The sequence below is a fragment of the Pseudanabaena yagii GIHE-NHR1 genome, from assembly GCF_012863495.1.
In the GTDB taxonomy this organism is placed as follows: domain Bacteria; phylum Cyanobacteriota; class Cyanobacteriia; order Pseudanabaenales; family Pseudanabaenaceae; genus Pseudanabaena; species Pseudanabaena yagii.
In genome coordinates this window covers 304316-316704 of sequence record NZ_JAAVJL010000004.1, presented here as the reverse complement: position 1 = coordinate 316704, position 12389 = coordinate 304316, and the positions used below count along the sequence as shown (strand labels likewise).

At 41.8% G+C, this 12389-nt stretch carries 8 protein-coding genes and 1 pseudogene; 6 read left to right on the top strand and 3 right to left on the bottom strand.

The genetic code is table 11. The features are described 5' to 3' along the window. The first annotated feature begins 20 nt into the window (after window positions 1-20). On the top strand, window positions 21-281 hold the full coding sequence (locus tag HC246_RS23795) for a hypothetical protein (protein WP_169365894.1): 261 nt from the start codon (window positions 21-23) through the stop codon (window positions 279-281). An 83-nt stretch (window positions 282-364) separates the two neighbouring features. Here the strand turns inward: HC246_RS23795 and HC246_RS23790 are convergent, their stop codons facing one another. Further along, window positions 365-1312 carry a F0F1 ATP synthase subunit gamma gene (locus HC246_RS23790; protein ID WP_169365893.1) on the bottom strand — a complete coding sequence of 316 codons (948 nt, stop codon included), beginning with the start codon at window positions 1310-1312 and terminating at the stop codon, window positions 365-367. Window positions 1313-1583: 271 nt separating this feature from the next. On the opposite strand from HC246_RS23790, the pseudogene HC246_RS23785 reads away from it, so the two are divergent. Continuing rightward, a pseudogene (locus HC246_RS23785) lies at window positions 1584-2381 on the top strand (thiazole synthase); the annotation flags it as partial. Between the two features lie 40 nt (window positions 2382-2421). On the opposite strand, the gene HC246_RS23780 reads toward HC246_RS23785, so the two are convergent. Together HC246_RS23780 and HC246_RS23775 are read right to left on the bottom strand one after the other, a co-directional pair. Next, window positions 2422-5076 carry an EAL domain-containing protein gene (locus HC246_RS23780; RefSeq protein ID WP_169365891.1) on the bottom strand — a complete coding sequence of 885 codons (2655 nt, stop codon included), beginning with the start codon at window positions 5074-5076 and terminating at the stop codon, window positions 2422-2424. A 218-nt stretch (window positions 5077-5294) separates the two neighbouring features. Next, window positions 5295-6302: a glycosyltransferase gene (locus HC246_RS23775; protein WP_169365889.1), complete on the bottom strand. Its 1008-nt coding sequence runs from the start codon at window positions 6300-6302 to the stop codon at window positions 5295-5297. A 44-nt stretch (window positions 6303-6346) separates the two neighbouring features. Between HC246_RS23775 and HC246_RS23770 the strand changes: the two genes are divergently transcribed. The 4 genes from HC246_RS23770 (at window position 6347) to HC246_RS23755 (ending at window position 12389) form a co-directional block, all read left to right on the top strand. Continuing rightward, window positions 6347-6925 carry a hypothetical protein gene (locus HC246_RS23770; protein WP_169365888.1) on the top strand — a complete coding sequence of 193 codons (579 nt, stop codon included), beginning with the start codon at window positions 6347-6349 and terminating at the stop codon, window positions 6923-6925. Window positions 6926-7180: 255 nt separating this feature from the next. Beyond that, window positions 7181-9103 carry an ABC-F family ATP-binding cassette domain-containing protein gene (locus HC246_RS23765; RefSeq protein WP_169365887.1) on the top strand — a complete coding sequence of 641 codons (1923 nt, stop codon included), beginning with the start codon at window positions 7181-7183 and terminating at the stop codon, window positions 9101-9103. A gap of 28 nt (window positions 9104-9131) precedes the next feature. Continuing rightward, window positions 9132-11555, top strand: a complete 2424-nt coding sequence (locus tag HC246_RS23760; protein ID WP_169365885.1) for an ATP-binding protein — start codon at window positions 9132-9134, stop codon at window positions 11553-11555. 12 nt (window positions 11556-11567) lie between these two features. Next, window positions 11568-12389: a response regulator gene (locus HC246_RS23755; protein ID WP_169365884.1), complete on the top strand. Its 822-nt coding sequence runs from the start codon at window positions 11568-11570 to the stop codon at window positions 12387-12389.

The following is a 12389-nucleotide window of genomic DNA, read 5'->3' as shown; positions in this document are numbered from 1 at the left end:
CTAAGCGATCTCTTTTAGATATGCCAATTAATAATCCTTTCACCATCAGAATGCAAATTACGCGGATGTTTGAGCAGGGGCAATCCCTCTTTGCTGAACTCAAAGTCCAAGACTGGCTCAAGGAACGCAATCATAATCCTAAGGATTACATAATTCGCTTTCATCAGAAAATGGCTCCTGTTGGTTCTGCTTCTTCGATGAATGTAGAGATAGAACTCATTCGCAAAGATGGTCAACCCGTTGATGAATGGTTATTACAGGAGCTTCAGCGTCAAAGTTAAACACAAAAAATTGGTCTGACCGCTAGCGGTCAGACCAATTTTTTAATCAAAAAAAGGCGGCGCATCGCGCCGCTTTTTTTAATTTAAGTCAAAGCGGCTGCGCCACCGACAACTTCAAGAATTTCTTGAGTAATTGCGGCTTGACGAGCTTTGTTGTATTGCAAGGTAAGATTTTTGATGAGGTCAACTGCGTTTTCGCTAGCGTTGTTCATCGCAGTCATCCGAGCTGCGAGTTCGCTAGCTACGGATTCTTGTAATGCACGGAGGATTTGGTTGCTGAGGTAGAGTGGCAATAATGCATCAAGGATTTGCTCAGGATTTTGTTCAAAGATCAATTCCTTAGGCAATTCCTTAACGGTGATTTCGCGCTTTTCACGCTCGACTTGGAACTTACCGCCACGGGTAATCAAGCGGAAAATTTCGTCATCTTGAGGTTCTAATCCCTGTGGCTCAAGAGGTAGCAGGGTTTGGACTACTGGGCGAGAGCTAATCAAGGAGACAAAACGGGTGTAGATCAACTCAACGCGATCAATTACACCAGCCAAAAATGCTGAGGTAATTTCATCTTCGATCGCATTGGCTTCAGCAGCATTAGGAATTTGGTTTAAGTTGGTGAACTTTGCGGCGATAGGTTGATCGCGACGGGCAAAGTATTGGGCAGCCTTACGACCGACCAAGATAAAGGTGTAATTAATACCTTGTTCTTTTAATTCCTTAGCGCGAGCTTCAGCACGACGAATAATCGTTGAGTTATAGCCACCACAAAGACCGCGATCGCCTGAAATTACCAGTAGACCAACGGTTTTTACAGGACGCTTATCGAGTAGGGGCAGACTGACATCCTCGAAAGCGATGCGCTGCTGGAGGCGGTATAGGACTTGAGCTAAGCGATCGGCAAAAGGACGTGTTGCTAAAACTTGCTGCTGAGCGCGTCTGACCTTTGCGGCGGCGACAAGACGCATTGCTTCAGTGATCTTGCGAGTATTCTTAACAGTGCCGATGCGATCGCGGATGGATTTGAGGTTAGCCATGAAACTAAATTGCTACTTGCTATGGGAATACTATGGAAAATTGGGGATATTACAAAAGACACTAAAGTATCTTGATTATCTTAATAAAAAATTGCACCTTCAAACTGCAAACTGTTGTATATCCTTGAAATTGATCTTCTTGATAAACAAGGGGCTTAAGCCCCTTGTTTATCAAAGACCCACAAATAATCTTTTAATCCCCTGTTAATCCTTTGATATGGTCGCTTCTTCGCCTTTTTTCACGATAACTAACCAAACAGCTAATCCTACTGAGTCATCGGATGATTTGCTCGAAATTGCGGGACGTAAGTTCCGATCGCGTTTAATGACTGGCTCAGGCAAATATGCCAACTTTGAGATCATGCGTCAAGCGATCGCCTCAAGTGGTTGCGAGATCGTCACCGTGGCAGTGCGGCGCGTGCAAACTAATGCGGCAGGGCATGAAGGTCTAGCAGAAGCGATCGACTGGAGCAAATATTGGCTATTGCCCAATACCGCAGGCTGCCAAACCGCCGATGAAGCTGTGCGTGTGGCAAGACTGGGGCGCGAGATGGCAAAAATCTTAGGACAAGAAGATAATAATTTCGTCAAGCTCGAAGTCATTCCCGATCTTAAATATTTACTGCCCGACCCCATTGGCACTTGTAAAGCTGCTGAGCAATTGGTGAAAGAAGGCTTTGCGGTACTACCTTATATCAATGCTGACCCCAGATTGGCGAAAACCCTCGAAGAAATTGGTTGCGTCACGGTGATGCCCCTTGGTTCGCCCATTGGTTCAGGGCAGGGGATTAACAATGCGGCGAATATCAGGATTATTATCGAAGAATCAAAAGTACCTGTAGTTGTCGATGCGGGAATTGGTGTGCCCAGTGAGGCGGCGGCAGCTATGGAACTAGGTGCAGATGCCTTGTTGATTAATACAGCGATCGCCTGTGCGAATAATCCTGTAGCCATGGGTCGTGCTATGGGAATGGCTTGCGAAGCAGGACGCACTGCCTATCTATCAGGTCGAATTCCTGTCAAAGCCTATGCTAGTGCCAGTTCGCCATTAACAGGGCTCGTAAATTAAGCAAACAAAGCCCAAAATGACATAGCCATTTTGGGCTTTATTAGAAAAAAGCGGTGCGAAGCACAGCTTTTTCTAATAAAGCTGAGGCAGCTTCCGCACTGAGCGATCGCGCAAAATAATAACCCTGTGCAAAATCACAATCCCATGCTTGCAGTTGAGATATTTGCTCGCGTAGCTCTATACCCTCGGCAATTACTTTAATATTCATGGCATGGGCAAGGGCAATAATTGCTTTGACAATCTCAACATTGCGATCGCCTGAATGAATTTGACTAATAAAAGAGCGATCGATCTTAATGATATTGACAGGAAATCTCTGGAGGTAGCTCAGGGATGAAAAACCTGTACCAAAGTCATCAAGACTGAGGTGAATATTGCGCGCACGTAACTGCTGAAAAACTCTCACCGCAATTTCTGTATTCTCAATGAGAATTGTTTCTGTAATTTCTAGATTTAAACAGCTTTGCGGAATTCCTGTTTCATGGAGAATATCGTCAATTGTGTTAATGATCTGTGGATCTTTTAATTGCTTGCCAGAGAGATTGACATTAATAGTTAGAGACTTGAGGGATGGATATTGCTCTAGCCACAACTTGATTTGACGACAGGCAGTTTGTAAAACCCATTTCCCTAAACTCACAACTAAGCCAGTTTCTTCAGCAATAGGAATGAATTCCCCTGCGGTGATGAAGCCTCTAGTGGGATGTTGCCAACGGACTAAGGCTTCAAAACCGCATAGATGCATTGTTTTTAAACATACAATCGGTTCGTAATAAACCAGAAATTCCTCACGTGCGATTGCCTGTCTTAGTTCATTTTCGAGTTGGAGACGACTGAGCACTAAGTCATACATCGCTTGATCAAAGATTTCATAACAGGCACGACCTTGATCCTTGGCTCGATACATCGCGATATCCGCATCTCGAAGGAGGTCACTCGCATTGTCATAATCATGGGAACCAAAGACAATGCCAATACTAGCGCTTGTCAGAATTTGGTTGCTATCAATCTCAATTTCATTTAGGAGCCTTGCATGAATCCGTTCGGCAACTTCGATCGCATCCTGAGAACTATCAATATCATCTAAAAGAATCGTAAATTCATCGCCACCCAGTCTTGCCACCGTATCAAAGGAACGCACAGATCTTTCGAGGATTTCGGCAATCTTAATTAAGAGGCGATCGCCTACTAAATGCCCCAGACTATCATTGATGACTTTAAATCGGTCTAAATCAATAAATAGAATGGCAAAACGATGCTCTACCATCCGCTTAGATTTTTTGAGCACCATTTCGAGGCGATCGGTAAACAATGTGCGATTGGGTAAGCCCGTCAAATTATCGTGAAAAGCCTGATAAACGAGTTTGTCTTCACTATATTTGCGATCGGTAATGTCTTGCCCAATGCCGACGATACTTTGAATTGCGCCTAATTCATTACGCACTGGTACGGCTCTTTCAAATAACCAGCGAATTTCCCCACTGGGCTGCACCATCCGATATTCAAGACTCCATCCTGTATTGAGATGTTGTTGATGCGTAGCAAGTACTTTCGCTCGATCTTCCTCATGAATTACCTTGATAAATGCTTGAGAATTCTCATAGATCTCTTCACAGGGGAAGCCTGAAATTTTTTCATAGGCAGGATTGATATAGATAAACTGCGTGAAATTGGCATTAACCATCCAGAAGATCTCGTGGATATTTTCTGCCATTTGGCGAAATCTCTCTTCGCTTTCCCTTAAGGCTGTTTCTGCTTGCTTGCGTTCAGTAATATCTTCAGCAAAACAGAGCAGATATTGAGGATATAAATTGCGATCATAGAGAGGGATTTTGACAGTGTGGAGAATACGTCGCCCTAGGCTGTAACTATCAATAGGTTCTTCAGGGATATCTTCAGGAGCACCACTCGCAAAAGCTTCAATATCCTTTTGACTGAAAAAATCTGCTTGTTCTTTGGGGAAGTGATCATAGACGGTTTTACCGATCGCATCTTGGACTGTTACACCAAACATATTTTCACTGGTGCGATTCCAGAGCAACATTTTGCCAAAGTTTTTGGGTCTACCATCCTTGACAAATACAGCCACAGGCAAATGATCGATAATATTTTGCAAAAAATTGCGCGTAGCCTCCAGTTCACTTGCTAAGGAGGCATAGCGTTGTTCACTTTCTTGTAAGGCGAGCGAGGTTCTTTTAAAATCAGTGACTTCTACAAATGTAATTACTATGCGCGTGATCTCCCCTTCTTGATCAAACTCAGGATAGGCATTAATTAAAGCCCAAACTATGTCATTGGTTGCAGAACGATACAAACCCATCTCATAGTTTTTCAAGATTTGCTTTTCACGCAGGATCTTATTCACAGGAAAATCCTCTAAGCGCATGATCCGCCCATCCCCATGATAAAAACGCCAGTTCGGATCATTCACATCCTTCCCTGACATTTCGCTTTGAATGAGACCCAAGATATCTGCCGCCGCAGGATTGGCAAATATAATCTTAGTGTCAGCGTCATGAACGATAATACCTGTTTGGATATTTTCAACTAGTTTTTGAGCGAGATTCGCAATTAAAAATTCAGCCTTATATTTCCTCAGCCGTTCAGCAGAAATTTGCGCTAATTGCTCCCTTAAAGAGAGATTTTTCGCTTCTAGCTCCGTAATTTTTAATTGCAAGATATCTACTTCACTCATGATCTAACTTGCCATTGAGTATCATTCTATGCGCCATAGGTTTGATATAACGTTTACCTAGTGAAGTAAAGATTTGTTTCCCCGCCTTCGGCGGGGAAACAAACCTATTTACCTCGCTTGCTTGAAAAGCGCTATATATCTATGTGTTTTAGGTTTAAAACCCCCTTAATAATTTATAATTTTAGCCCACGATCTCCGATCATCAAAACTGGATTTCTTTAAAGCTTAAATTTCTTTTTGAGCTTAGCTAATATTCTTTGCGATCGCAGCTTTGTGATGTACCAATAGCTTAGTTCGGGAATATTTCCCTGATATCGTTGTTTGTGATCAAAAAATTCATTGAGATCTTCCAAAATTACGGTTAAGCGTTGAATAATATTCTCAGAACGATATTCTGCTAATACTGAAGCGGCTAAAGATAACTTTGGTGGATTTTGAATAGTTTTGATTATTCTTTGTACATCAAATTCTTGAGAATAGCCTGCAATTTTATAGCAATTAAAAGCAGGATCTAAATAATCGGATAATCCATGATTAACACTGGAAAAAACTTGACATCCACAGGCTAGAGCTTCCATAGGTTGCAGTCCAAATCCTTCGGTTACGCCCTGTATCTCCCAATATTCGGCAGAATCATACAAATAGACCTTAGCACGATTAAATAATCCCTCTAAATTTTCTACATAAGAATTAATTACTTCCACACGACATTGCTTTTGCAAAGCTGGAATTAATTGCTTCATTAAGTAATTAGAAGATTTTCGAGATTGGACTAAGACATCAATATCGCGATCGCCATGCCAGTTTTGAAACTGATCAGAAATCTCATTGGGTAAATAGTAAATGAGCGCGTGGGGCGATCGCTGTCCCCAATAACCGAGAGTATTGCGACTGACGGTAATAATTGGCACACTTGCAGGGAGATTAAAGCCATAGCCTGCACTGTGAGCATGATAAATTACATTGAGATGCTTTAACTTAGGGGCAAGCTTAACGACATCAAATCCCCAACTCATCACGAAAATTACATCATCTAAGGCTCGAAATGTATCATCATTACTGAGTAAATCATTTAGCCATAAATGCTCTGGTTCCCGTTGCCGATAGGTGACTACTTCCGCCGCACAAATTTGCTGAGCTAGCTTTAAGGTTTTCAACTCTGCCCACAATCCCCCACAGGCAAATTTATTTGTGGTTCCTGGCAATAAAAAGTACAGTTTTCTCATAGGGAGAGCGCATAAAGGCTAATTACATTAGCAGGATAAAGTCTTTGTTAAAGCAGTTTAGGACAAAAGGGCAAATCATAAGAAACTCTCATGGAGGTTTTCTCCTTCTCTGGACTGGGGCAACTGCGATCGGCTATGCAGGCGGAGGATTACTTAGTGGAGCCGTTGTCAGAATAGTAGGGGGTGGATGGGGACTATTTCTCAGCTTTGCGGTAATTAGCGCAGTACTTGGCTTAACTCAGTGGCTCGTGATCAGAACCAAAATCATGGGCATTGGTTGGCTTTGGACAACATGGGTAGGCGGCACTTTAGGTGGTGCATTTAGTTCTTGGGCAAGTTTTCAGATCGCAATTACCTATGGGGATGCAGTGGATCTTTTGGTGATCTATGGTTGTTTGCGGGGACTAACAACGGGAGCCGCGCAATGGATAATTTTGCGGAGATATAGTAAGTTTGCCGATTGGTGGATAGTTGCTTCCGCAGGAAGTTGGTATGTCAGCGTATTAGTTGGTAGTTTGCTGATGGATAAATTGGGATATTTCTTGATATTGCTTGTCGGTACAATTTACGGCGTTCTTTCGGGATTCGCTTTAATGTTGATCCTTGGGAGGCGACGACAATAACGCTAAACTAGATTATATAGAGGTTTTCATTTTGGCTACGGCAAAATGAAAACGCAAAATTCTTGTTAGGATTAATTTTTTGATTGCAAATGAGTAAGTAGCTAGGCATGAGTAACCTTAAAACCAAGAAGCGTAGGTCGCCCGCTACGCGGGCGACCTACGCTCTGGTTCTGGTTTTTAATTATGTTGAACTACCTATGTACTCATTTGCAATCCGCTATAAGTTTATCGATTTAAGTTCATTAGTTACAAGGCATGGCACTTTTTACATTGCGATCGCTCCGAAAAGATTTTGGCATTAAGGAAATCCTTAAAGATGCTAGCTTTAGCCTTGATGAAGGTGACAAAGTCGGATTGATCGGCACAAATGGTTCTGGCAAATCCACATTACTGAAAATGATTGCGGGACTAGAGCATAGTGATGGTGGTGAGCTATGGGTCAATTCCAGCGCTAAGATCATCTATTTACCTCAGCAGCCAGACTTGAATGAAGAACTGACGGTTTTAGAACAAGTTTTTGCCGATAGTGGCGAACAAATGGCATTAGTCAAGGAATATGAAGAAATTTCCGATAAGTTATCCCACGGACATGGGGATCAAGATCGGTTATTAGCGCAGTTATCGAGCGTGTCAGAACGCATGGACCAGACTGGTGCTTGGGATTTGGAAACCAATGCCAAAATCGTTTTAACCAAGCTCGGTATTGATGATTTAGAAGCTAAAATTGGTAGCCTTTCGGGTGGATATCGCAAACGTATTGCGATCGCCTCTGCACTACTCTCGGCTCCCGATGTCTTGTTAATGGATGAGCCAACCAACCACCTCGATGCTCTCTCTGTAGAATGGCTACAAAGCTATCTCAATCGTTATCGTGGTGCATTGTTGCTGATTACCCACGATCGCTATTTTCTTGATAAAGTCACCAATCGCATTATTGAAATTGATCGCGGCGATTTATATTCCTATGCGGGCAATTATTCCTACTATTTAGAGAAAAAAGCGGAATCGGAAGAGTCGGCATTAAGTACGCAACGCAAACACGCGGGACTCTTGCGACGAGAACTAGAATGGCTGAAAAAAGGTCCCAAGGCGCGAAGTACCAAACAGAAAGCTCGCATTGATCGTGCCCATGCCTTGCAAGCGACAGAATTTAAACAAGCCAATGCCAAGGTTGATATCACGACTTCTGGACGACGCATTGGCAAAAAGGTGGTAGAACTCGATCGCATTAGTAAGTCCTATGGCGATCGCACCCTAATTAAAAACTTCTCCTACAACTTCACACCCGAAGACCGTATCGGCATCATTGGCAGTAATGGCGCTGGTAAATCCACATTGATGAATATGATCACAGGTCGATTACAGCCCGATGCAGGAACTGTCGAAATCGGCACAACAATCCATTTTGGCTATTTCGATCAACATTCCGATGATTTACTGGAGCATGGTAATCAGCGTGTGATCGATTACCTCAAAGATGTATCAGAACTGGTCAAGACCTCTGATGGAAGCATCATTACCGCTTCGCAAATGCTAGAGCGATTTCTCTTCCCTCCCAATCAGCAATATGCTCCGATTAACAAACTCTCTGGTGGAGAAAAGCGGCGTTTATTTCTGCTCAAGGTTTTGATGGAAGCACCCAATGTCTTAATCCTTGATGAACCGACTAACGATCTTGATGTCCAAACCCTTGCTGTTTTAGAGGAATATCTCGAAGACTTTAATGGTTGTGTAATTGTGGTTTCCCACGATCGCTATTTTCTTGATCGCACTGTTGATATGGTGTTCTCCTTTGAGGCTCACGGCGAAGTGCGTTTATACCCCGGAAACTATTCCGTTTACTTAGATTACAAAAAAGATGAAGAAGAGAAACAGGTTAGCGCTCCGAAAGAGCAAAAGTCCATTCCTGTAAAGGTTACTCCCACTGAAATTGCTACGCCAAAACCTGATACTCGCAAAGTCTCAAAACTGTCTTATAAAGAGAAGCGAGAGTATGAGGAGCTAGAATTGAAAATTCCACAAATGGAAGAGGAAAAGCTGCAAATTGAAAAGAAACTTTATCACAATCCTCCTAGTGGACATACAGAAGTCCAGAAACTCGCTAGCCGTTTAGCAGAACTCACGGAGGCGATCGATCAATCCACCGAGCGTTGGCTAGAACTTGCCGAACGTATTTAGTCATCAATTTGCCATGATCCATAACCCCATGACAGCTAAATTAAACCGAAATCTAGCTCAACTCGGTCTAGAATTCAACAATCCTCGGTGGTGGCTTGAAATTTTCGTCATTATTGTGGTCTATTTTGCAATATCTTGGGGCGTGGTTAATGGCATACCCAAAAATCCTGTTACACCTTCTCCTCTCTGGCCTGGAGCAGGAATTATTGTCGGGCTATTACTAGTCTGGGGGCGATCGCGATGGTTTGGTGTTTTTCTGGCGACGTTTATTTATAACCTGCATAGGCGAGGATTTACAATCATCCTGCCTCCTTTAGGAGCAAGCATTGGTTCAACTATTGGAGCCTTGATTACGGTCTCACTGATTTTAAAATTTGCCCGCACGAGCTACCCCATCCGCCAAGTTCGTCATGTTGTCATTTTTTCCCTATCTGCTATATTTACTGGCGTTATATTTCAGGCAAGTATCGGCATTCTTTCCTACGTTTCCTTTATGGGCAAAGCTTGGCATGATTTGCCAAGCGCTTTTTTTAATTGGTGGATTGGTGATGCCATTAGTATTTTACTTTTTGCGCCACTAGTTTTTACTTGGTTGCGATCGCCCAAGGATTCTAAGATTAAGTCTTGGCTAAGTTGGGAAGTCTTTGCAGTTTTATCGAGTTTAACTATTGTTGCTTATCTTGCTTTTTACAATAGCCAACCAATCGAATATCTACTTTTGCCTCCATTGCTTTGGTCAGCCTTTCGCTTTGGCTCTAAATTCACTACCACGATAGTGATGATTGTCTCCATGACAGCCACAATCGCCACAGCAAATTCTATTGGGGTTTTTTATAAGCCGCAAGTCAATGGCAACTCAGTTTTATTACTGCAAATATTCATGGGGGTGATGGCAATTACCACTATGTCTGTGCTTGCCATTGTGGCGGAAAATGATCAAGCCAATCTACGTTTACAAAGAGCCAACATTGATCTAGAACAAAGAGTAATAGAACGCACTCAAGAACTTCAACAAAGTGAAGCAAAATCCAGACAACTTGCGGCTAAAGCTGAAGCAGCAAATCAAGCTAAAAGCGCTTTTATTGCCAATATGAGCCATGAACTGCGCTCTCCCCTAAATGCAGTAATTGGTTTTTCACAGTTAATGTTAAGGACTAAGGAATTGCCCAAAGAACACTATGAAAATGCCAGTATTATTTATCGTAGTGGCGATTATTTATTGACATTAATTAATAATATTTTGGATTTGTCAAAAATTGAGGCAGGAAAATCGACTCTTAATCCTCAAAATTTCGATTTATATCTCTTATTAGATGATATCGAAGATATGCTCCAGCTACGAGCAACTAATGCTGGTTTAAATTTTGTGTTTGAGCGAGATCATGATGTTCCACGTTATATTTATACAGATGCTATTAAATTGCGTCAGGTATTAATTAATTTAATCGGAAATGCGATCAAATTTACCAAGGTAGGTGGAATTTTTATTCATATAACTAATGTTAAATCAGCGGATAGTGATTGTATCCTAAGATTTAGTGTCCGTGATACAGGTGTTGGGATTGCGACAACAGAATTATCAGAGCTATTTGTTTCTTTTGCTCAGGCTCAAGCAGGGCGAGAAAAACAGGAAGGTACAGGTTTAGGTTTAGCAATTAGTCGTAAATTTGTGCAGCTCATGGGTGGAGATATTAGCGTAACTAGTAAAGTGGGAAAAGGTACTACTTTCCAATTTGAAATTCAGGCAAAACTAGGTCAAGAATTAGCCAATGAGCAGGTCGGTAAAAGACGTGCATTGGCGCTTGCTCCTAACCAACCTACTTACAAAATTTTAGTAGTGGATGATAAACCTGTTAATTGTCAATTGCTCACTAAGTTGCTCCGTCCAATGGGTTTTGAGGTTAAAGAAGCAAGTAATGGACAAGAAGCGATCGCCATTTGGGATACATGGGAACCACACCTCATCTGGATGGATATGCGAATGCCTGTAATGGATGGCTATGAGGCAACTAAATATATTAAATCTACAACTAAAGGTAATGCGACAGCCGTAATCGCCCTCACTGCTAGTGTTTTAGAAGAGGAAAAAGCAGTGGTACTATCAACAGGGTGTGACGATTTTCTGCGGAAACCATTTAATGAACAAATAATTTTTGATACACTTGCTAAACATCTTGGGGTGGAATATATATACGAAACAAACCCCAATTATGAGCATGAAATGGATATTTCCACAGAAATACCCCTAACATCTGATAATTTAAAAATAATGCCTAGTAAATGGCTAAACCAATTATACGAAGCATCTCTTGAAGCTGATAAGGATCTAGTAATGAAACTAATTGGAGAAATTTCAGAAACAGAAACCCTTCTGGTGCGATCGCTAACAAAACTTGTTCGTAATTTCCAATTTGAGAAATTAATCGATTTAGTTGAACCTCTATTATCTTAAACCTACTAATTCATGAGCTACAATCCTTCGCTTGAAATCACAGGTAATATTCTCTTGGTAGATGATCTACCCGAAAATTTGCAACTCCTCAGTGATTTATTGACAACCCTAGGCTACAGTGTGCGAAGTGTAACTAGTGGACGTATGGCTCTTAAAACGGCGAAGGTAAAGCGCCCTGATTTAATTCTTTTAGATATTAAGATGCCAGAAATGGATGGCTATCAAGTATGTCAAGCCTTTAAAGCTGACGAAGATTTACGTGATATCCCTGTGATTTTTATCAGTGCCCTCGATGATGTTTTTGACAAAGTGAAGGCTTTTTGGTCAGGGGGAGTTGATTATATTGCCAAGCCTTTTCAGAGCGAAGAAGTTGTCGTTCGCCTCGAAAATCAATTAACAATTCAAAGGCAAAAACAAGCCTTACAGGATGAGATTTCTCGACGGAAAGAAACCGAAGAAATGTTGTATCAGTCGCGAGCTTTACTTACGAGTGTTCTCAATAGTGTGCTTGATGGGATCGCTGCCGTGCAAGCAGTTCGCGATCCGACCACAGGCGACATTGTGGACTTTCGATGTCTTGTTGTTAATCCTGTGATTGCCAAACTATTCGATCGCAGTCGCGAAGATTTAATTGGTAAATTAGTGCTCAGAAAATTTCTTGAGCGAGTTAAACCAGATCTATTTCAGAAATTAGTTGATGTAGTAGAAACAGGGCATACCTTAGATGAGACAATTAATTATCCCGTAAACTCTAACTACTTTTATCAAATCATTGCTGTTAAGTTAGGTGATGGATTTACTGTCACCCTGAGGGATAACAGTAATAAATGCTAA